Source organism: Pseudoalteromonas sp. SWYJZ98, assembly GCF_015864495.1.
Lineage (GTDB): Bacteria > Pseudomonadota > Gammaproteobacteria > Enterobacterales > Alteromonadaceae > Pseudoalteromonas > Pseudoalteromonas distincta.
The window spans coordinates 218,097-239,609 of record NZ_JADYXA010000002.1 but is presented as its reverse complement, the minus strand read 5'-3'; the positions used below and the strand labels follow the sequence as shown (position 1 = coordinate 239,609).

Below are 21,513 nucleotides of genomic sequence, written 5' to 3'. Positions count from 1 at the left end.
TTTATTTTTATAGTGTGTTTAATCAGTGTATTAAGTTAAAACAATGTAATCAGGTTATTAATGAGACATTAGACCAGTTAAACTTAACGTAAAGTTTCTATTTTCGCCACCTAATTTTACAATAAATTCGATTACTTCACGTTTCGCTATGTTAAAATCAAAAAAAATAGATGAATGGGTACTTTTATGCACACATATCAAGCGGCTGAAAACGCACTTAAAGATAAAATTATTTTAATAACAGGCGCCGGTGATGGTATTGGCCGAGTAGCAGCAATTACGTATGCAAAATACGGCGCTACAGTTATCTTATTAGGAAAAACAACTAATAAACTTGAATGTGTTTACGATGAAATTGTTAATGCGGGTTACCCTAAACCTGCAATTGTGCCCATGGATTTAAAAGGCGCAACTAAACAAAACTATCGTGACCTTGCTGCAACAATTGAATATCAATTTGGCCGCCTTGATGGCTTGCTTAATAATGCAGGTATTTTAGGGTCACTTGGTCCACTTGAACATTTTTGCTCATCTACGTTCGAAAACATAATGAAAGTAAACGTGACCGCGCAAGCGATGATCACTAAAGCGCTTTTTCCTGTTCTTCGTAAATCTGACAATGCATCAGTGGTATTTACATCATCAAGCGTTGGTCGAAAAGGCCGTGAATTTTGGGGGCCATACGCCATCTCAAAATTTGCTGTAGAAGGCATGATGCAAACATGGGCATGTGAAGTAGGCAAAACGAATATTCGTATAAACTGTATTAATCCAGGCGCTACTCGCACTTCTATGCGTGCTGCTGCATACCCAGGAGAAGATAGAGACGCGCTTGCTACACCAGAAGATTTAATGCCAACCTACTTATACTTGATGAGCGATGATTCTAGTAAAGTGAATGGCGAATCGTTAGATGCACAAGTAAAAAAGTAATTTAGTGTTTAAAAAATTTATACAACACACATTAAAAAAGCCGCAATTAGCGGCTTTTTTGTGTTCAATAAATAACTAATTTATTATTTACGTTTAGTAGGCTTAACACGTTGATTGTGTTTTTTAACTGCTTTGCGGATCTGGTTGATTTTAGCGCGTTTATCTTTGCGTTTTTCAGGCATAACAGAAAGCTTAGTTTGTGTCTCGCGCCCTAATTTAACGGTTTTGCGTAAGTAGTTTACTGTTTCTAAATCATACTCCATCCAACCACCTTGTGGCACGCGCTTATCAAGCTCTAGTTTACCGTAACGAATACGAATAAGACGAGATACTTCCGCATCTTGAGACTGCCATAAACGACGTACTTCACGGTTACGCCCTTCATTTAACGTTACGTTAAACCAGCGGTTAACGCCTTCGCCACCCATAGGGGTTACAGTCGTGAATTTGGCTGGACCATCTTCAAGCTCAACACCACGTAGTAAGTTTTTAACCGTTTCATTGGTTACTTCACCAAATACACGCGCAGAGTATTCACGCTCTACTTCATAGCTTGGATGCATTAAACGGTTAGCTAATTCACCATCATTAGTAAAGAGCATCAAACCCGATGTATTAACGTCTAAACGACCCACTGCAATCCAACGTTCACCATCAATGCGAGGAAGTCGATCAAATACTGTACGACGCCCTTCTGGATCTTTACGTGTGCTTAACTCACCTTCTGGTTTGTTATACATAATTACACGACAGATTCTATCTGCTTTTTCTTCAATCTTTACAGTGTGTCCGTCAACACGAATCAAATCGGTTTCTTCAACACGGTCACCTAACTTTGCCACTTTACCGTTTACGCTAACGCGGTTTGCGTCAATGTATTTTTCCATTTCACGGCGTGAGCCTACGCCTGCACGGGCTAAGACTTTTTGTAACTTTTCACCTTGTATAATACTCATTCGGATGGTTCTCTCACAGAAGGATCGCTCAATAACTGGTTAATTTTACTTTGCTGCTCAGTTGGCAACGCAGGTAAATTTTCAAGCCCAGTTAACGAAAAATAATCTAAAAATTGCTTAGTAGTTGCATATAAAGCCGGCTTTCCCGGAACCTCTTTATGCCCTACCACTTTAACCCACTCTCTTTCGAGTAAGGTTTTAATAATATTCGAACCCGTAGTAACACCTCTTACTTGCTCAATTTCGCCGCGTGTAATGGGCTGCCTGTATGCAATAAGTGATAATGTTTCCAGTAAAGCACGTGAATACTTAGGCGCGCGCTCTTGCCACAAGTTATTTAACCAAGGGCTTAAACTACTGCATGCCTGAAACCGATACCCACTACCAACTTCAACTAAGCGAATACCACGAGTTTGAAAATGTTCTTGTATTGTATCTATTGCGTCGTTTATTCGCGCCATAGAAATAGCTAAATCTATTAATACAGTGTCTTTAAGGTGGCGTTTACTCACAGGCTTATCTGCAACAAAAATAGCTGCTTCAATGATCTCAACTAGTTGTTCATCACTAATTCGCCGACCCGCCATACACACTCTTAACAAATAAAAACACACAGCCATCTATTATGACAGAACAACACCAAACTAGGAAAATATATCTATCAAATAACTAAATTTAAAACACAAAAAAGCCAGTGACTAGCACTGGCTTTAATCTTACTTACTAAAATGGTAACTATTAGTTACTTTTAAAAGCTTCTAATGCATCATCTTCAGCTACTGCGTTACCATATTTTTTAATGTAACCCATAAACTCGCTTTTACTGATGCGCTTATCTTGGTTTTTATCCATGTAACCAAAATGATTTGAAATATCATCATCGTTACCTTCAACTACCGAGATATAGCCATTGCTGTCGTTATCTAGACTTGCAAAGCTGCTTTCAATTTTATCGAATTTAGCAATTTCAGCTTTAAATGCCGACTCACTTACTTCAGAATCAGTGGCTACTTTACCATTGTTTAACTTCATGTAAGTGTTGAATTCTTTGCGGCTAATTTCGTTATCCATATTGGTATCAATATTTGAAAAATGGCCCCAAATGCTATCGTCATCAGCTTCAACTTTTGAGATGTAGCCATCGCTGTCATTATCTAAACTTGCAAAGTCACTGTCTATTCTTTCAAGACCTTGATTAGATGAACAAGCCGCTAGGCTTAATGATGCTAAAATAGTGGCTGCTAATGTTAACTTTTTCATAAGACGTATCCTTCGTAATTAATTAAATGTCACTTTAACTAATACAAATCCAATGCCAATAATAGTTAACTTATAATAATCAACAACTTAATCTCATTCTGTATATTTATTAAACAGTTTCAGTAAGTTAAGCTTGCAAGCTTTGCAAACAACCTTGTAATTTTTGCAAAAAAACACCCGGTAAAAACCAGGCATTTCAATTTTACTTATATAGTTAAGCTAACAATTAGATTGCTGCGTTTTGGTAGCGTTTAACAAACTCAGTAACTTTTTGGCCATTACATTTTAATGAGTTTAGGTTACCAATTTTTTGACGAACAGGTGCTAAACCTTGTTTTAAAGCCGTCATACATAATTGAGTTTCTTGTTGAGCGTCTTTTGCAAATACTTCTACTTTCTCAACTGATGCGTTGCTTAATGTCGTTTTTTTAGCAATATCACGAATATCTTCACCATTACATAAAATGCTTTTAGAAAAACGAGATAGGTAAACACCGTGCTGGGCAGCTTCTTTACGAGCAACGCTAAAGCCTTCGTTTGCACTTAGTACACATAACTTAGACTCAATTTTGTTATCTTGGCTAAAGTAAGTATTGCTTTGAGCTGACGCAGTTGCAGATGCTAGTAAAGCAGTGGCTAAAAGTAGTTGAGTTTTCATGAGAGATCCTATTTGAACGAGCTAAACAAGTGAATTTTGCGCATTATATATTCAATAAAGTTAAGTTCAATTGAATTTTTTATTTATTTAAATAATTAATATTGTATTCACAATGTTTAAACTTTACCCATCATTTGATCAACATTTGCGCAGCTATTATCTCAATTCAGTCATGTTATGTACGCGTATTTACTGATACAATTTAATCTATTAAATAGATCCAATTTTAAGGTAAATTTTATGAAAGTGATTTCTTTCAATATCAATGGTCTGCGTGCTCGTCTTCACCAATTACAAGCAATTATCGACAAACATCAACCAGACGTTATTGGCTTGCAAGAGATTAAAGTTCACGACGAAGCATTCCCACTAGAAGATGTACAAAAAATGGGATATCACGTCTACTTTCATGGCCAAAAAGCCCATTATGGCGTAGCTATGTTATGCAAAAAAGAGCCTAAATCGGTCTTAAAAGGCTTTGCTACCGATACAGAGGAATCGCAAAAACGCATGATAAGCGTCACTGTTGAACAAGATAACGGTCGCGACCTTACCGTCATGAATGGCTATTTCCCACAAGGTGATAATATTAATCACGAAACTAAATTCCCTTATAAACGCCAATTTTATAAAGATTTAATGACACACCTTGAAACCAATCACACACCCGATCAAGACGTCATCGTTATGGGTGATATCAACATATCACCTACCGATTTAGATATTGGTATTGGCGAAGTAAATGCTAAACGTTGGTTAAAAACGGGTAAATGTTCTTTCCAACCGGTAGAGCGTGAATGGCTTGCAACATTACTTAATTGGGGTTTTAAAGACACCTTTAGAGAGCAAAACCCCGAAACAGACGATCAATACTCGTGGTTTGACTATCGCTCTAAAGGGTTTGTAGATAATCGAGGACTTCGTATAGATGTAGTGCTTGCAACCAATGAGCTTGCAGCACGCTGCATAGATACAGGTATTGATTACGAACTTCGCGGTATTGAAAAACCCTCAGATCATGCCCCTATATGGTCAACATTTAAGTAATTATTATGCTCAGCCTAACAATGCAGGGGCTACTTTGGGCTCTTGTGATTATTATTGCTCTATTAAGCTTTGATAAAAAAACATATAAAACATTGCTTAATACGCCAGTCCGTCAAACTGGCGTACTTGCGTGTGCGTTAGTGTTTGCAGTGCTTTGGCGAATAAAGGCTGGCATTTTAACTGGCCTTGATTTACACATACTAGGTGTTACGGCTGCTACATTAATTTTAGGCTGGCGATTGACTATTTTAAGTAGCCTACTTGCCACAGCCCTACTCGCTGCCTTTGGTCAAATTGAACTTGAGCTATTACCAGTACAACTGCTTATTGGTGCGTTTATTCCTATTTTATTGAGCTATCTTGGCTTTATAATTAGTTACCAATATTTACCTCGTCATTTTTTTGTTTATATATTTGTTTGTGCGTTTATAACCGCAGGATTTATAGCCTGTATAAAAATAAGCCTAGGTGCTTTATTTTACTTAGCTATAGGGCAATATAATTGGCAAGAACTTGCAGATAACTACGTTTATTTAAGTGCCATAATTTGGTTTCCTGAAGCAATGCTCAACGGCATGGCTATAACAATTATGATCACCTATCGCCCGCATTGGGTAAAAACTTTTTACGATAAGGACTACCTAGACTCATGAGTCTTGAATATCAATGCCCGCTATGTAATCTCGCACTTTTGAAAGCTGATTCAACACTTCGTTGTGCTAATAACCACAGCTTTGATTTTGCCAAAGAAGGGTATGTTAATTTACTGCCTGTCCAACAAAAAAATTCAAAACAACCGGGCGACTCCCTTGAAATGGTACAAGCTAGACGCGCATTTTTAGAGCGTGGATACTACCGCTTTTTACAACAAAATCTTAGCGATTTAGTCGGTCGAATAAGTGCGAATACGGTTATAGATTTAGGATGCGGCGAAGGGTTTTATACCCAAGCAATCGCAAATAAAACAAATGCTGTTGTATACGGTGTCGACATTTCAAAATCAGCGGTTAAATATGCAGCTAAGCGCTACCCTAATTGCCATTTTAGTGTTGCATCAATTAGCCAAGCGCCCTTTAAAAGCCAATTTGCTGATGTACTTGTAAGTGTATTTGCACCTTTGTTTGAGCAAGAGCTTGAACGCCTAGCAAATCAAAACGCAACATTAGTGGTTGCAAGCCCAGGACCTTGTCATTTAAAAGAGCTAAAATCGTATATATATTCAGAAGTAAACGAACATACTGAAATAGCCACTCCAAAAGGATTTCAAAAATCAGAGCAGATCCTTTTAACAGAGCATGTAGCGCTTAGCTTTACTGATATTAAAAACTTAATAATGATGACGCCATTTGCATGGAAATTTAGACCCGAGCACTGGACAGCACTCGAAGAAAAAGGTGAACACACTGTCACCTTATCGTTTTATATTACTCAGTTTACCAAAATAGATAATGATGTAACTCTCTAAAACTGCTCTTTAGTAAATGCCCTGTCCATTTTATCAAACATATCTTTAAGTAAATTGGCAAGCTCCATATAACGGGGCTTGTTTTCACTTAACTGCGTTTGATATCCATTAGCTGCCATTTTAGTGTACAGCTCGTTATACCATTTTTGCATCGCAGGCTCTAAAGGCGTTTGCGCTCGCTTACCCAACCAAAATAAACCTTGTAATGGTAACGATATAAAAAATAATGCACTTGCAATGGCTTGCGGTAAAAAATCAGAACCCAAGTAATTTAGCTGAAAAAACAATGTTAGCATGGCTAAGATTGGCATTACTGTAATGGCAAGCTCAGTCGCTCTAATTACTCTAAACTCTAAAAACAAAGGCGCAAGCTCTTTGCGCATTGGCCATTTTTTACCATACAAACGGCCAGTTTGTAATTGTGACATCACACTTTTTTGCATCATGACTCCTCACAGATACTGCTTTTAAATACAATGGAAAAACGAGCTATACTCAAAGTGTAACACAAAATGAAAGAGTTACACTTTCTCAGTAAAACAGCTTAAATTTACCTTTTAATGGCGAACAATCCTAACTTAAACATCATAAATAAGGTAAAATATTTAACATTGAGTTAACCACTTTGCAGTTGAACATTTAATTGTTTTAGCCTTATTTAATACCGTAAGTGTAACTATTACGTATTCACTTACTAAACTTGTTTATGGAAATTGAATTTATGCCTACAAGCTCTCCTAAGTCACAACACGTTTTAGTGCTAAATAGCGGCAGCTCTAGCTTAAAGTTCGCCATTATAGATCCAAATAATGGTCACGAGGTTATCTCTGGTTTGGCTGAGCGCTTAGGAAGCGAAGCCCCTTCAATAAAATATAAATATAAATATAATGGGACTAAGACCGCTATTAATTTGAAAGCTAACGAAGCTCACGCTGAAGCAATCAATACCCTAGTGGCATTAATTAAATCACATAAATTAGATGAGCATTTAATAGCAGTAGGTCACCGTGTTGTTCACGGTGGTGAACATTTTATACAATCAATACTTATCGACGAAGATGTTATTTTGGGAATTACACAAGCTGCTACACTTGCTCCACTGCACGGGCATGCTAATTTATTAGGCATTTCATCTGCAAAAGAATCTTTTAAAGGATTACCCCAAGTCGCGGTATTTGACACCGCGTTTCATCAAACTATGGATGAAGTCGCTTATCTATATGCCCTTCCTTATAAGTTATATAACGAGTTTGGCGTAAGGCGTTATGGTTTTCATGGTACAAGCCACTGCTATGTTGCAGATCAAGCCGCTCAGCTATTAAATCAATCCCTTGAAGAAAGTAATTTTATTAGTGCTCATTTAGGTAATGGCTGCTCTGTATGTGCAATAAAAAGCGGTAAAAGTGTTGATACAAGTATGGGCTTAACTCCCCTTGCAGGCTTAATTATGGGTATGCGCAGTGGTGATATCGATCCCGGTTTATTTAACTTTTTAACTACACAACTAAATTATAGCGCTCAGCAAATTGACGATTTACTAAATCAAGAAAGCGGTTTACTGGGCATAAGTGGGCTTTCTAACGATTGCCGTACAATTGAAGAGGCTTCGCTTTCTGGGAATCAAAGAGCAACTCTAGCAATCGATATGTTTTGCTATCGGCTTGCCAAACAAATTGCAGCCTACATGGTGCCATTACAGCGCCTAGACGCTGTAATTTTTACTGGCGGTATTGGCGAAAATTCAGATCTTATTCGTAAAAAAGTAATCTCTCAACTTGCCTTTTTAAACATTGATTGCGATGAGGAAGCTAACCTTAAAGCCCGATTTGGACAACAAGGGATTATTAGCACTAAAAAAACAAAAATTAAAGTTATCGTTATACCTACAAACGAAGAGTGGGTAATAGCAAACGATGCCGCAAGCATAGTAAAGGAGCTTTAATTATGGCACGTCGTATTATGTTGATTCCTGTATCTACCGGTGTGGGTTTAACGTCTGTATCGGTTGGTTTAGTGCGTGCACTTGAACAAAAAACAGTTAAAGTTAACTTTTTCAAACCCATCGCTCAGCCTCGTTCAGGCGAAACTGGTCCTGAAAAATCAACACAAATAGTCACTCAAGGTTCACCTATTAACCCACCCACCCCTTTTGCTCTTGATTATGCTGAGCAAATGATTGGCGACGGTAAAGGTGATGATCTACTAGAGGAAATTGTTGAACGCTTTGAAAGTAAAATAAACGACGATGAAGTAGCTATTATTGAAGGTATGGTGCCTACTCGTCGCCAACCTTATGCTGGGCGTGTAAACCGCGAAATTGCGCAAACACTCGGCGCTGAAATTGTATTTGTACTTACCCCTGGTAATTACACCATTACTCAAATAGAAGACCGCCTAGAAATTGCAGCAGGTAATTACGGTGGAATCGATCATCCTCGTGTACTGGGCTGTATTTTTAATAAAGTAAATGCGCCACTTGATGAAGAAGGCCGTGCACGCGCCGATTTAGTCGACGCTTACAAACCCGAAGAGCTTGAAAACGAGTTTAATCGTTTAGCGTCTTTACCTATTTTTAAAAAAAATCCGTTTATGTTACTTGGTGCAATCCCGTGGGATTTTGACTTAGTAGCCCCGCGCGTAAAAGACTTAAGCGCATACTTAAAAGCCACGATTATTAACGAAGGAGATATGCTTCATCGTCGTCTGCGCCGTATTACTTTTTGTGCTCGTACGGTTTCAAATATTTTAAATTATTTTACGCCAGGTGCTTTATTAGTAACACCAGGCGATCGCTCAGACATACTTGTTGCTGCGTGTTTATCTGCTATGAACGGCACTAAACTTGGCGCTATATTACTCACCGGTGGCTTTGAGCCAGAGCCACGCATTATGGCTTTGTGTGAACAAGCCATGCAAACCGGTTTACCAATACTCGCAACCGATGCCGACACATGGCGCACATCACTATTACTGCATAACTTTAATATGGAAGTACCAAATGATGATGACCAACGCATTGAAAAAGTAAAAGATCACAATGCAGAACATATCAATTCAAGCTGGCTCGATACTCTAGCTCAAAGTGTAGGCAAAACGCGTAAGTTATCACCACCTGCATTTCGTTATTTATTAACCGATAAAGCACGTAAAGCAGATAAAACCGTAGTATTACCAGAAGGGAATGAACCTCGTACAATTAAAGCGGCTGCTATTTGTGGTCAACGTGGCATTGCTAAAACTATATTGCTTGGCGATCGCGAAGAAATAATGCGTATTGCACAGCAGCAAGGTATTGAGCTAAACGAACATGTAAGTATCATCGAGCCAAAAAGTATTATAAATGATTATATTGCGCCTATGGTCGAAATTCGTAAAAGCAAAGGCCTAACTGCCGTTGTAGCACAAGAGCAACTACAAGATAACGTCGTACTTGGCACAATGATGCTTGAGCAAGGTAAAGTAGATGGTTTAGTATCGGGCGCGGTTAATACCACTGCCAATACAATTCGCCCGCCCCTGCAGTTAATTAAAACAGCGCCAGGATCATCACTAGTATCATCCGTATTTTTTATGCTGCTACCTGATCAAGTGTTAGTTTACGGTGACTGTGCTATAAACCCCGACCCTAATGCTGAACAACTTGCTGATATAGCGATTCAATCTGCCGACTCTGCAGCTGCATTTGGCATAGAGCCACGTGTAGCAATGATAAGCTATAGCACGGGTACATCAGGTACGGGTGCCGATGTTGAAAAGGTACGTGAAGCCACAAAAATAGCAAAACAAAAACGTCCTGATTTAATTATCGACGGCCCACTACAATACGATGCCGCTATAATGGAAAATGTAGCACTTAAAAAAGCACCTAACAGCCCTGTAGCTGGTAAAGCGACTGTATTTATATTCCCAGATTTAAATACAGGTAATACAACATATAAAGCAGTTCAACGCAGTGCCGACTTAATAAGTATCGGCCCTATGCTTCAAGGTATGCGCAAACCCGTAAACGACTTGAGCCGTGGTGCATTGGTCGATGATATTGTGTATACAATCGCCTTAACTGCAATTCAGGCAGCCCAAGCAGAAGCGCTAATAGCACATTAAACACAACGTGTGCTTTTTATAGCCTAGCTATTATTTATTTAATAATTAACTAGTTAGGCTATTTATACCCTGCAACCCCCATACTTATCCACAGAAATTGTGGGTAAGTTTTTAATCTCTATTAAAACCCACTTCCAATTGCTCATTTTAGTCACGCTTACACCTTTAACTTGAAGGCAATAATCTATACTATAAAGCTATCAATAATGCTGTATCGCAGGCGTTTAATGTCAAAACAAACATTACAATTACACAGCACGGTTTTATCTATTCACAGTTTAGATGTTGACGCCGATATACCTGCGGCGCTACTCAAGCTTCCTTTATTTTTTATATCTAAAACCCAGGATGAACTATCTATTGTTTGCCCTAGTAGCTTTGAAATAGAGAGTTTAGATACCGAATCTGATTGGCAAGCACTTGAGGTGGTTGGCCCACTTGGTTTTTCGCTGACCGGAATAATGGCTAATATATCGGGTGTATTAGCACGCGCTAAAATTTCTATTTTTTCAATCTCAACCTACGATACCGATTATATTTTAGTAAAAAAGCAAACGGCCTCACTAGCACTTAACGCCTTAAAAAAAGATGGTTACAACGTGGTGGCGCAATAGCATATGAAAGCACAAACAATTGAATATCTAGCACTCAATAAAACGCCTCGTAGTGCCATCCTTATTACAAGCCCATTTACAGGTAAAGTAATACCGCTTCAAGAACACCCCGAACCTATTTTTAGGTTTGGTATTCTCGGACCTGGTATTACTGTAAAGCTCAGTAGCCACAAAATTTTAGCGCCGTTTGATGGCACGTTATTACAAGTAAAAAACGCAGGTACTGAGTTTATTTTACAGGCTAAAAATGGTTTAAAAGTTTTAATCAACTTAACTATTACCGGTTCACAATCAATTACACATACCCATATTGCACAATTAAATGGTAGTGAAATAAGTAAAGGCCAACGCCTCGCTTATTTTGATTTACGTGAACTAGAAACGCCTATGCTGGCCAGTTTAATCTTACTTAACGGCCATAATCTCGGCACATTTCATTACTCACATTCGCATGTAAATGCGGATGTTGATACCTTATTAACTATTATTAAGAAGAACTAAATTTATGATCACTCTATACGGTATTAGCAATTGCGATACGATAAAAAAAGCAAAAAAATACTTAGCCGACAACAACATCGAATTTACGTTTCATGATTACCGCAAAGATGGCGTAGATGAGCAAATGGTAAGTGATTTTGCAGATAAACTCGATTGGGAACAGCTTGTTAATAAACGTGGCACAACTTATCGCGCACTAACTGATGAGCAAAAACAGAGTTTGACTAAAGAAAGTGCTATCCCATTGTTAGTTGACCAACCTGCCATGATCAAACGCCCAGTACTTATTAACAATGGCAGTTACCATTTAGGTTTTAAAGCAGCTCAATACGATGAGATATTTAAATCATGAAAGATGATGTAATTGCACTTGCCCAAGCACTAATACAACGTGAGTCAGTAACGCCCGAGGATGCTGGCTGCCAACAGATGATGAACGATCGCCTTGCTGCGGTTGGTTTTAATATAGAGTCATTATTTTTTACCGACACATTAAATACATGGGCTCGAAAAGGCACACAATCACCGCACTTTTGTTTTGCAGGCCACACTGATGTTGTGCCAACAGGCCCAGAGAAAAATTGGCAACACCCGCCGTTTTCAGGATTAATAAAAGACGGTTTATTACAAGGGCGCGGCGCTGCCGATATGAAAGGCTCGTTAGCTGCAATGCTTGTTGCAACCGAGCGTTTTGTTACTAAACATCCAGATCATAAAGGCTCGATTTCATTTTTAATTACCTCCGACGAAGAAGGCCCGTTTATAAACGGGACTACCCGTGTAATTGATACGCTAGAGGCGCGCGGTGAAAAAATTGATATGTGCCTAGTTGGCGAGCCTTCATCACGGGATGTATTAGGTGATGTTGTTAAAAATGGCCGCAGAGGCTCACTCACCGCTTTTTTAACCGTTAAGGGTGTACAAGGGCATGTCGCCTATCCACATTTAGCACAAAACCCAATTCACCTCGCAACCCCTGCCCTTACTGAGCTTAGCCAAACAGTGTGGGATAACGGAAATGAATACTTCCCTGCTACCAGCTTTCAAATTTCAAATATTAATGGCGGCACAGGTGCAGGTAATGTGATTCCAGGGGAGCTAGAAGTACAGTTTAACTTTAGATTTAGCACGCAAGTAACACATGAGCAATTACAACAACGTGTAAATAACATACTGCAAAAGCATAACTTAAATTATGAATTAAGCTGGATAGTAAATGGCTTGCCTTTTATTACCGAGCACGGCCCACTTGTTGATGCCACAGTAAAAGCGATTAAATCAGTAACCGGTTTAACTACGAATCTAGAAACTACTGGCGGCACATCTGATGGTCGCTTTATTGCACAAACAGGTGCTAAAGTAATTGAACTTGGCCCACGTAACGAAACTATTCATAAAGTAGATGAATGCGTAAGTACCGATGATTTAATAGCCCTTACCGACATTTACGAGCAAATACTAGAGCAACTTTTAGCATAATGGATGTAACTAAACCGACACCAATACTGTGTATTACAGGTCAAAATGATACACATTTAACTGATATACAAAATCATCGTTTGCATAGCAACATTATTAGCGACTTTTTAGCGTTACAAAGTGCAGCAAAAAATGCGGGATTTGAGCTCACGATTGCATCAAGCTTCCGTGACTTTAATCGTCAATCAATTATTTGGAATAATAAGTTTTTAGGTATTCGACCTGTTTATAATAAACAGCAAAAGGTTGTAGATTTAACTAAATTAAATGATGTAGATAAATGCATAGCAATAATGCTCTACTCTGCACTACCTGGCGCAAGCAGACACCATTTAGGGACTGACTTAGATGTGTTTGACAAAGCTGCGGTGAGTGATGGTTATAAGCTACAGCTAACACCTGAAGAATACCTGCAAGGTGGCCCGTTTGCATCTCTAAGTAATTGGCTTGATACTAACTTAGTTAAATTTGGTTTTTATCGCCCTTACCAGCACGATTTAGGTGGCGTAGCGCCTGAGCTTTGGCATATAAGCCATATTAAGCAATCACAATTATTAGTGAATAAGCTTAGCGAGAAAGTACTTTTTGAATGCATAAAAAACAGTGAACTACAGGGTAAGCAGGCAATACTTGATAACTTACCTGCTATTTATAAACGCTTTGTAAAAAACGTAAGCCCACACCTAAAAGAAGGTTAGGTTTTATTAAGCCTTCTTTTTATTTAAAATAAACACCAGCACGGCCCCTAATATTAACGAGCTTGCTACTATAAACTCAATTGTTACCTGCTCTGATAAAAACATAACACCAGCAATGGCAGCAAGTACCGGCACACAAAGTTGCACAACCGCAGCTTGGGTACTTTTAAGTAGTGGCATTGCTACATACCAAACACTATAACCAACTCCAGACGCTATTGCCCCTGAGGCACACGCAAGTAACACCCCTTCAATACTCATATTTTTTAAATAACTCATACCTACAAGTAATAAAACAGGGATAGCAACTAAGCTTCTTATAAAGTTAAACCCAGTAGTACGCAGTGGCGATACACACACTTTACCGCGAATACTGTAAATACCCCATGCCACACCACTGAGTGCCATAAGTGATGCACCTAATAATGAAGGCACCGCTGCAGATGGCAGCATTAAATATACAAAACCAGATAACGCCACTATAAATGCACACCACTGAAGTACGCTTAATTGCTCTTTTTGATAAATACCCCAGCCAATCATAGTAAGTTGCACAGCAGAAAATAAAATTAGTGCACCGGTACCGGTATCTAGCTCTACGTAGGCAATCGAAAAACAAAGCGCGTAAACAAGCAGGCTAATACTGCTTCGCCAGCTTCCTCTGTCACTTAAAATAGCGGGATTGAATGTGCCTTTACGTTTTAAATTATGGGTATAAATAGCCATTATAATGCCCAAACATGCAGCCCCGCTGAGTAAGCGAATAACAGTAAAGTTCCAAGCATCTATATAACCTTCTGCTAAGGCCATTCTGCAAAATAGAGAATTTGCGGCAAACGCAATTAAAGCAATTAATGTGTATATGGTGGCTTTCAAAAAAATTCCTTCGCAACGAAAAATAACTATATTGTTTAAACTCACTCGCTAATTAACCAACCACGTTCAAGCCATTGATTAATTTTAGTAATTAAAAACCCAGCGATTTTCTCACCCGGGAGTTCATTTAAACAGGATTGACATAACTGTGCAAAGGGTGTGTTTTGTTTTAATAAACTCAGTAAGCGGTATTCTTGTGCATCAACGCTTAAATATTGTGTACGCCTTTGAGCATCACGTGCTACAACCCAAAAGCGAGGTTCTGAGACTCTTGGCTCTGGCGGTGTTTGCTTTTGTTTTATTGCCTACCAACTTTCAACCGCCATAGTATTAAACACAACTAACTGTACACTTGGATGTAATTTTAATAGTAAAGTTGGCCATTGCTGAGGTTCAATACTTTCAAGCTCTAATACATTAAGTAATGTTTTATCGCTTGCATCAAAAGTACTTAGTAATAGTCGTTCAAATTTGGCTATATCTGCAAGTATGGGGTAATCACTAAAAGGAGTATTAGCGGCTAAATAATCTGGTAGTTTCTCTGCAAAAATTCGTAGTGACGTATGAGTTGAAGGATATAAAGCTAAATAACCATCAACCATCATCCATCATCTCAAATAAATCATCACCTAAGTAAATGCCCAACTGTTCGTGATCTTGCTCAATCACGGCTCTTAAGCGAATTTTATAAATAGAGAGTCGCTGTTGTGTATTTAACTGCCCTTGCTGCGCAATTTGCTCGCTAATATCCGAACTTTCTCCTTGCAGTAAATTCATAAACTGTTGTTGCAGCTTTGCTAAATCACTCATGATCTTATATCCCAAAACGGTTTCACTAGCGTTTTAGCATGCTCAAGCTCAGTAATTAAATCATCAAGGGAGCCAATATTATCATCGCGTTCAATCATGGTACTTACCGGATTTAATGTTTTTGCATACTGAGCATATAAGTCCCATACCGCATCGGGAACATCTTCATCGTGAGTATCTATAATATGCGTACCAAAGTCTTGATGTCCTGCTAAGTGTATTTGTGCAATAGCTGTACTCGGAATAGCTGATAAATAATCCATTGCATTAAAGTCGTGATTTCGTGCACTTACATAAACATTATTTACATCCATTAAAAACTTACAGCCTGTTTGCTTATGTAATTGCGCTAAGAATTCCCACTCACTCATTTGTGAATCGTTATAGGTTAAATAGCTCGATACATTTTCAAAAATCATTTCGCGCCCTAGGTAGTCCTGAACTTGCGAAATTTTATTTGCTAAATGATCAAGCGCCTCTGAGGTGTAAGGCATTGGTAGTAAATCGTGGCTATTAATACCGCCCACTTGGGTAAAACATAAATGATCAGACACCCACTGCGGCTCAACCCTCGCAATTGTGTTTTTTAACTGATTTAAGTAGTCCTTATTAATAGGGTCAATACTACCAATCGACATTGATACCCCATGCATAACAATCGGATAATCTGCTCTTATTTTATTTAAATAATGCCAAGGTTTTCCACCGGCTACAAAATAGTTTTCTGAAATAATTTCAAACCAATCTACAGCTGGTTTCTCTGCAATAATTTGCTCAAAATGCGAGGCTCTTAGTCCTAACCCAAAACCTAAAAAACGATTTGTCATAAACTTCCTTAATAAGCCTGAATAATAAACACATCGTTCAAGCTTATTTTATGCGTTCGATAAATTGGTATTAGCTACCTACAGAACCACCAATATCACCACATGCTTTTGCAGGCATTGATACAAAACCGGTGCCTTTACATGATGCATGTCCAGCACAAGCATTATTAGCAGTCTTACAATCGTTATGACCGCCACACACATTTACATCGTTACAATGTACTAAATCTGCTTTAGCTACACTGCCAACCCATTTATCTTTTACTGTACCGCCAACGTCAGCACATGATTTTGCAGGCATTGCTACAAAACCAGTCCCTTTACATGACGCTTGACCTGCACATGCATTCTCAGCTGTTTTACAATCGTTATGGCCACCACATACATTCGCATCATAACAATGAACTAAATCAGTTGTTGCGCCATTATTAGCAACTGCACTTGATGTTGCCGTTTCTGCCTCTGTTGCATTACAACCAACTAAACCTGCTACCATTACAGCCATTGCTGCACCTGTAAACTTTTTCATTTTTTAATTCCTCTGAGTGATATAACTCTTAGCAAGACCGCTAAAGCGAAAGTACTATTTCAGTGGAGTTGATAATAAACCAAAAAAAATTCACACTTTGTTCACTAATGTCACTTTATATTTCTTTATTAGCAGGCAGTTTTACTCTACGATTTTTTACAATATTTCACACATTTAGCTAAAAATAGTATGTTAATGTATACAGGTAAATTAAGAGGAGTGCTCAGTGCGCCGCAGTATAATTTTAAGCTTTTGTTTTATTTTAAGTGGGTGTAGCACAATGGGTTTTAATGACCTATTTAATGACTATGCCACGCAAATGACACCAATAAGAAATGCGATCGAGAAAAACAACATCGAAGAAGCGCAATCCCTTATTGCTAATAATAGCACCCTGCACAGCAGCTACTTACTTAACCAACTTGAGCAAGCTCGTTTAAACGACTTAGCAAATACACCAGATGATGCACAAAGTAAATTTGAGAACGTGTATACGCAAATGCAAAAAAAGCGTGAAGCCGCCAAAATACAAGTTAGTGCGGGCCTTGAACAAAGTAACGCTTTATTTACCAACGACTCAGCAATAACTTATGTGCCACCCGCTTACGAAATGAGCATGCTTCATAGTTATAAAGCACTTAACTACGTGTATAAAAATGATGTTGAAGGCGCATTGGTCGAAATTCGCCGAGCTAATAAAGTACAAGTTGATGCGCTTAGCGAGAATGAAGCAGAAGTAGACTCAACCGTTAAAGAAGCTCAGCAACACTACCCAAGCATGAGCAATGTAACCAGAAACATAAAAAATGGCTTTCAAAATGCCTACACATTTTACTTATCTGCTTTGCTTTACCAAAGTGCTAAACAATACGACGACGCCTATATCGATTATAAAAAAGCATTGGCTATACAACCTAACAATATTTATTTACAGCAAGATGTAATGCGCCTTGCTAAAAAACAAGGGTTTGACCAAGATCTAAATGAATTTAAAAAACGCTTTGGCGATACGCCCACTATTTCTTCATCACAAGGCGAAGTAATTGTTTTATTTGAACAAGGATTAGTACCAAAACAAGATGAATTTAAACTGCGCTTGCCAATTTATTCATCACATGGCGATGCACGCTTTTACAGCTTGGCGATGCCGGTATATAAAGATAATGCCTATGTGCGCCGCCTTAACAATATAAATATAGATGCACAAAGCTTGGCGCTTAGCCCATTAGTACACATTGAAGCACTTGCAGCTAAAACTCTAGAAGATCAAATACCTGCAAAAGTCGCTCGCCAAGTACTTAGATTAGTAGCTAAAGAGAAAGTGCGGGCAGAACTTGCTCGCAGTGCCGGTGATGTAGGTAACATACTTGCTAATATTTATAATTTGGCGTCTGAGCAAGCTGATACACGCAGCTGGCTTACACTTCCAAATCAAATAAGTGTCGCAAGGCAAAGCCTAAATACAGGTGAGCATTCTGTGCATATAGGCACACAAGCACCTATAAATTTTACCATTAGTAAGCAAGGGTTAACGTTAATTTACTTAACCTCTATTAATAACTACTTTAATTACCACGTAGTTCAACTTTAGGAGCCATCATGAAATACATAGCGCCATTATTAGCAGCCTTAATGCTCAGTGCATGTTCCAGCCAACCGGTTACATCGGGTATTTCTGTTGAACAAAATAAAAACCAGTTTAATGAGCAATTACGTGTAGATAACCCAGAGCTTGGTAAAAAGCTTGCCATTACTGATGTGAAAACACGTCAAACCAACCAGTTAACCGATGTAGTAGTGACACTTTCGAGCCAGTATAAAAAATCACAATATTTGCAATATCAGTTTAATTGGTTTGATAAAGACGGCTTTGTAATTAAAGGCAACCATTCACCTTGGCAAGCACTCACCTTATTTGGTTTTGCAAAAACACAATTACCAGGCTTAGCACCGAGCTCTGATGCGGTTACCTTTTCTTTAGCAGTTAGAGAAGTGTCTACCGAATCACAAGAATTTAAAGATTAAAGGAAACAACCATGATCATCAGTAACAAATTTAAAACAGTATCAACTTACGCTTTAGTTGGCTTGAGCGCTTTAGTATTAAGTGGCTGTGCTAATAAAGCCGTAGTAAGTTATGGCGATGCACAAGCAGTAGAAACAACCGATATTAATTTTGGCTCTACCGACTTACAAAAAGTAGCGAGCCAAATGACCGATTCATTACTCAGCTCACCCGTTGTTGGCACAATGACCGCTAATAAACGCCCTGTAGTATTTGTTGAGCGTATTAAAAACAAAACTAGTGAGCACATTGATACTGAATCAATCACCGATTCAATCTCAACGCAAATGCTACGCAGTGGTAAGTTCCGTTTTGTAGATATGACGCGTGTTGAATCAGTACGTGAGCAATTAACGTTTCAAAACGAAGATGCCCTTGTTAACCCTGCAACAGCCGTTGCATTTGGTAAACAAATTGGCGCGCAATATATGTTATACGGAAATTTATCGAGCATAGTTAAATCAAACGCTGATAAATCAGATGTTTATTACAAATTTACAATGCGCTTAATGGATATGGAAAGCGGCCTAGTTGAATGGGCAGACGAAACTGAAATTCGTAAAACTAAAGAAAAATCAACCTTTGGCTGGTAGTTACTAAGCCTTTACGGGCTAATAAGCCCATAAAGGCTACCAATAGGAGATTATTATGAAAGCAATTACTGTAATTGTGTGCGCTTTACTTACAATAAGTGCGCCTACGTTTGCTAAATACGAGCGCAATAAAGCAGTCCCTGTGCAGCAAGTTTTATTTGGTGACGTAAAATCGGTGCGTAATATTACCGAACAAGAAATCATTCAAGACAAAAACAACGGCTGGAAAACCTTCGGCGGTGCATTACTCGGTGGTGTTGTAGGCAACCAGTTTGGTGGCGGTAGCGGCCGCACAGTAGCAACAATATTAGGCTCGGTAATTGGCGGCAGTGTCGCGCATAACAGGCAGCAGCAAAGTCATTATCACCAAAATCATTTTGTAGAGTTATTAATACAAGTTGAAAACGGCGACCAGTTTATGGTTGTTCAAGATCAAGACCAATCAATGCGCTTTAGCAAAGGCGATAACGTAAGATTAGTGTACTTGAACGACAACACTGTGCGTGTAGATAAAGCGTATTAGCCAATATATTCATGACTAAAGTAAAAAACGAGCCAAATTTGGCTCGTTTTTTTATTTTTTAAATAACTATACTTGGCGATAGTCTTTAAAAAAGCGCTTCATTTTTAACATCGCATCCGATAAATCATCTTTGCTTGGTAAAAATACCAATCTAAAATGATCCGGCTCGGGCCAATTAAACGCCCTGCCATGTACAAGTAATATTTTTTCGGCTTTTAGCAAATCGTACATCATCTTTTCATCATCTTTAACGTTAAAAAGTGCTGTATCTACTTTGGCAAACGCATAGAGCGCGCCTTTAGGTTTTTTACAACTAATGCCTTCAATAGCGTTTAACCCGCGCCATGCTATATCGCGCTGCTCGTATAAGCGCCCACCTGGGTTAATTAAATTATCAATTGATTGCACGCCGCCCAACGCTTGTTGAATTGCATATTGCGCAGGTACATTGGCGCACAAACGCATAGATGAAAGTATTTCAAGGCCTTTGCGTAAATCATCCATTACCGAGGTACGACCGCTTAGAACCATCCACCCCATTCTTAGCCCCGCTGCACGGTAGGTTTTTGCTAAACCATTGAAAGTAATGATTGGTACATCATCACACAGTGAGCCGATTGAAGTATGCGTTATACCATCGTATAAAATCTTTTCGTAAATCTCATCGCTCAATAACAGCAGTTTATGTTCACGCGCTATATCAATTAATTGCATTAACAAATCATCACTGTAAACCGCACCTGTCGGATTATTAGGATTAATTAATACTAAAGCTTTAGTTTTAGACGTTATTTTGCTTTTTATATCTGCAATATCCGGAAACCAATCTTGCTCTTCATCACATAAATAATGCACCGGATTACCACCCGATAATGTGACAGAAGCAGTCCAAAGTGGATAATCTGGAGCTGGAATAAGCACTTCATCGCCATTATTTAATAGCGCTTGGGTGATCATCTGAATAAGTTCGCTTACGCCATTACCAATATATATGCTATCTACATCTAAATTATGTAATCCACGTTGTTGGTAGTGCTGATAAATAGCCACGCGGGCTGAATAGAGGCCTTTAGAGTCACAGTAACCTTGGGCTGAATATAAGTTGCGGATAATATCGCGGTGCATATCTTCTGGCATATCAAAACCAAAAGCAGCTGGATTACCTATATTCAATTTTAATACTTTTTGACCTTCGTCTTCCATTTTTTTAGCTTGTGCTAAAACCGGCCCACGAATGTCATAACATACACCTTCTAATTTGTGACTCTTTTTAATATCAGACATTTTTACCTCTTTAGGGCGTATTGACTTTATGGATTAAATTTGTTCAACCTAGGGGCGATTTAATCGCGGCGCGAGATTTGTAACCTAGTAGGCTAAGTAAAAATTGAGTAACAAAGAGAAAATAGCCCCTAGGAAGAACCCTCTGGGCAATGCGTGTTTGGATTTTATGTGTTGTTATCGCCTATTTATGTGGAAAAACCACACTGCATAGGCTCTGCCTAACCTAAAAACCAGACACTCGTTGCAAATTCAATCCCGAAAGATCAACACGCCCTAGTGAGCCTTTAGACTA

General features: G+C 38.6%; 27 protein-coding genes. 15 read left to right on the top strand and 12 right to left on the bottom strand.

All coding sequences use genetic code 11. The features are described from left to right. Positions 1-186: 186 nt before the first annotated feature. Entirely contained in the window at positions 187-933 is a 747-nt protein-coding gene (locus tag I6F10_RS02780; RefSeq protein ID WP_165742940.1) for a YciK family oxidoreductase, read from the top strand. 83 nt (positions 934-1,016) lie between these two features. Here I6F10_RS02780 and rluB read toward each other — a convergent pair whose 3' ends face one another. The 4 genes from rluB to I6F10_RS02760 all read right to left on the bottom strand — a co-directional run bounded on the left by rluB (position 1,017) and on the right by I6F10_RS02760 (position 3,807). Further along, positions 1,017-1,889: a 23S rRNA pseudouridine(2605) synthase RluB gene (rluB, locus tag I6F10_RS02775; RefSeq protein WP_024595359.1), complete on the bottom strand. Its 873-nt coding sequence runs from the start codon at positions 1,887-1,889 to the stop codon at positions 1,017-1,019. Next, entirely contained in the window at positions 1,886-2,476 is a 591-nt protein-coding gene (gene scpB, locus I6F10_RS02770; protein ID WP_002959713.1) for an SMC-Scp complex subunit ScpB, read from the bottom strand. Before scpB ends, rluB begins: the two co-directional genes overlap by 4 nt. Positions 2,477-2,627: 151 nt before the next feature. Further along, positions 2,628-3,149, bottom strand: coding sequence for an EF-hand domain-containing protein (locus I6F10_RS02765; protein WP_165721507.1), 522 nt, complete (start codon positions 3,147-3,149; stop codon positions 2,628-2,630). A gap of 226 nt (positions 3,150-3,375) precedes the next feature. Beyond that, complete coding sequence (locus I6F10_RS02760; protein ID WP_024604862.1) at positions 3,376-3,807, bottom strand: hypothetical protein; 432 nt, start codon at positions 3,805-3,807, stop codon at positions 3,376-3,378. A 240-nt stretch (positions 3,808-4,047) separates the two neighbouring features. Between I6F10_RS02760 and xthA the strand changes: the two genes are divergently transcribed. Genes xthA through I6F10_RS02745 form a run of 3 tightly spaced genes read left to right on the top strand, consistent with a single transcriptional unit; the run spans position 4,048 to position 6,319 of the window. Beyond that, positions 4,048-4,854, top strand: a complete 807-nt coding sequence (gene xthA / locus I6F10_RS02755; RefSeq protein WP_024596546.1) for an exodeoxyribonuclease III — start codon at positions 4,048-4,050, stop codon at positions 4,852-4,854. 5 nt (positions 4,855-4,859) lie between these two features. Continuing rightward, the gene (locus I6F10_RS02750; RefSeq protein WP_165742938.1) at positions 4,860-5,507 is read left to right on the top strand and encodes an energy-coupling factor ABC transporter permease; all 648 of its coding nucleotides are present in this window, start codon (positions 4,860-4,862) and stop codon (positions 5,505-5,507) included. Further along, positions 5,504-6,319: a putative RNA methyltransferase gene (locus tag I6F10_RS02745; RefSeq protein ID WP_197098398.1), complete on the top strand. Its 816-nt coding sequence runs from the start codon at positions 5,504-5,506 to the stop codon at positions 6,317-6,319. Before I6F10_RS02750 ends, I6F10_RS02745 begins: the two co-directional genes overlap by 4 nt. Here the strand turns inward: I6F10_RS02745 and yfbV are convergent. Beyond that, on the bottom strand, positions 6,316-6,762 hold the full coding sequence (gene yfbV / locus I6F10_RS02740; protein ID WP_007582569.1) for a terminus macrodomain insulation protein YfbV: 447 nt from the start codon (positions 6,760-6,762) through the stop codon (positions 6,316-6,318). The two genes, I6F10_RS02745 and yfbV, sit on opposite strands and share 4 nt — an antisense overlap. A gap of 278 nt (positions 6,763-7,040) precedes the next feature. On the opposite strand from yfbV, the gene I6F10_RS02735 reads away from it, so the two are divergent. The 7 genes from I6F10_RS02735 (at position 7,041) to I6F10_RS02705 (ending at position 13,715) form a co-directional block, all read left to right on the top strand. Continuing rightward, entirely contained in the window at positions 7,041-8,261 is a 1,221-nt protein-coding gene (locus I6F10_RS02735) for an acetate kinase (protein WP_197098397.1), read from the top strand. 2 nt (positions 8,262-8,263) lie between these two features. Then, on the top strand, positions 8,264-10,423 hold the full coding sequence (gene pta, locus I6F10_RS02730; protein WP_197098396.1) for a phosphate acetyltransferase: 2,160 nt from the start codon (positions 8,264-8,266) through the stop codon (positions 10,421-10,423). A gap of 227 nt (positions 10,424-10,650) precedes the next feature. After that, entirely contained in the window at positions 10,651-11,037 is a 387-nt protein-coding gene (locus I6F10_RS02725) for an ACT domain-containing protein (protein WP_002959696.1), read from the top strand. Between the two features lie 3 nt (positions 11,038-11,040). After that, positions 11,041-11,538: a PTS glucose transporter subunit IIA gene (locus I6F10_RS02720; RefSeq protein WP_002959694.1), complete on the top strand. Its 498-nt coding sequence runs from the start codon at positions 11,041-11,043 to the stop codon at positions 11,536-11,538. Between the two features lie 4 nt (positions 11,539-11,542). Next, positions 11,543-11,890 carry an ArsC family reductase gene (locus tag I6F10_RS02715; RefSeq protein ID WP_165742933.1) on the top strand — a complete coding sequence of 116 codons (348 nt, stop codon included), beginning with the start codon at positions 11,543-11,545 and terminating at the stop codon, positions 11,888-11,890. Next, entirely contained in the window at positions 11,887-13,017 is a 1,131-nt protein-coding gene (gene dapE / locus I6F10_RS02710; RefSeq protein ID WP_197098395.1) for a succinyl-diaminopimelate desuccinylase, read from the top strand. The genes I6F10_RS02715 and dapE overlap by 4 nt, the downstream gene beginning before the upstream one ends. Then, a complete protein-coding gene (locus I6F10_RS02705; protein ID WP_197098394.1) occupies positions 13,017-13,715 on the top strand; it encodes a M15 family metallopeptidase in 699 nt (232 codons plus the stop codon). The genes dapE and I6F10_RS02705 overlap by 1 nt, the downstream gene beginning before the upstream one ends. Positions 13,716-13,721: 6 nt before the next feature. Here I6F10_RS02705 and I6F10_RS02700 read toward each other — a convergent pair whose 3' ends face one another. From I6F10_RS02700 to bufA2, 6 genes are all read right to left on the bottom strand, one after another. Next, positions 13,722-14,591, bottom strand: coding sequence for a DMT family transporter (locus I6F10_RS02700; RefSeq protein ID WP_024595107.1), 870 nt, complete (start codon positions 14,589-14,591; stop codon positions 13,722-13,724). A gap of 41 nt (positions 14,592-14,632) precedes the next feature. Continuing rightward, positions 14,633-14,893 (bottom strand): HvfC family peptide modification chaperone, encoded by a 261-nt coding sequence (locus tag I6F10_RS20515; protein WP_442960855.1) that lies wholly within the window; start codon positions 14,891-14,893, stop codon positions 14,633-14,635. A 3-nt stretch (positions 14,894-14,896) separates the two neighbouring features. Then, positions 14,897-15,196 (bottom strand): hypothetical protein, encoded by a 300-nt coding sequence (locus I6F10_RS20110; RefSeq protein ID WP_231619864.1) that lies wholly within the window; start codon positions 15,194-15,196, stop codon positions 14,897-14,899. Beyond that, positions 15,186-15,401: a hypothetical protein gene (locus I6F10_RS20105; protein ID WP_231619863.1), complete on the bottom strand. Its 216-nt coding sequence runs from the start codon at positions 15,399-15,401 to the stop codon at positions 15,186-15,188. Before I6F10_RS20105 ends, I6F10_RS20110 begins: the two co-directional genes overlap by 11 nt. Beyond that, a complete protein-coding gene (bufB, locus tag I6F10_RS02690; RefSeq protein ID WP_197098393.1) occupies positions 15,398-16,228 on the bottom strand; it encodes an MNIO family bufferin maturase in 831 nt (276 codons plus the stop codon). The genes I6F10_RS20105 and bufB overlap by 4 nt, the downstream gene beginning before the upstream one ends. A 70-nt stretch (positions 16,229-16,298) precedes the next feature. Then, complete coding sequence (bufA2, locus tag I6F10_RS02685) at positions 16,299-16,757, bottom strand: BufA2 family periplasmic bufferin-type metallophore (protein WP_182724280.1); 459 nt, start codon at positions 16,755-16,757, stop codon at positions 16,299-16,301. A 226-nt stretch (positions 16,758-16,983) separates the two neighbouring features. Between bufA2 and I6F10_RS02680 the strand changes: the two genes are divergently transcribed. From I6F10_RS02680 to I6F10_RS02665, 4 genes are read left to right on the top strand one after another with little or no spacing between them, the layout of a single operon-like run. Beyond that, positions 16,984-18,348 (top strand): COG3014 family protein, encoded by a 1,365-nt coding sequence (locus tag I6F10_RS02680; protein WP_197098392.1) that lies wholly within the window; start codon positions 16,984-16,986, stop codon positions 18,346-18,348. Between the two features lie 8 nt (positions 18,349-18,356). Continuing rightward, the gene (locus I6F10_RS02675; RefSeq protein ID WP_002959678.1) at positions 18,357-18,782 is read left to right on the top strand and encodes a YcfL family protein; all 426 of its coding nucleotides are present in this window, start codon (positions 18,357-18,359) and stop codon (positions 18,780-18,782) included. 11 nt (positions 18,783-18,793) lie between these two features. Continuing rightward, positions 18,794-19,414: a penicillin-binding protein activator LpoB gene (lpoB, locus tag I6F10_RS02670; RefSeq protein ID WP_002959677.1), complete on the top strand. Its 621-nt coding sequence runs from the start codon at positions 18,794-18,796 to the stop codon at positions 19,412-19,414. A 55-nt stretch (positions 19,415-19,469) separates the two neighbouring features. Beyond that, entirely contained in the window at positions 19,470-19,937 is a 468-nt protein-coding gene (locus I6F10_RS02665; protein ID WP_197098391.1) for a glycine zipper 2TM domain-containing protein, read from the top strand. A gap of 66 nt (positions 19,938-20,003) precedes the next feature. Here I6F10_RS02665 and I6F10_RS02660 read toward each other — a convergent pair whose 3' ends face one another. Further along, entirely contained in the window at positions 20,004-21,221 is a 1,218-nt protein-coding gene (locus I6F10_RS02660; protein WP_024597609.1) for a pyridoxal phosphate-dependent aminotransferase, read from the bottom strand. Positions 21,222-21,513 lie beyond the last annotated feature (292 nt).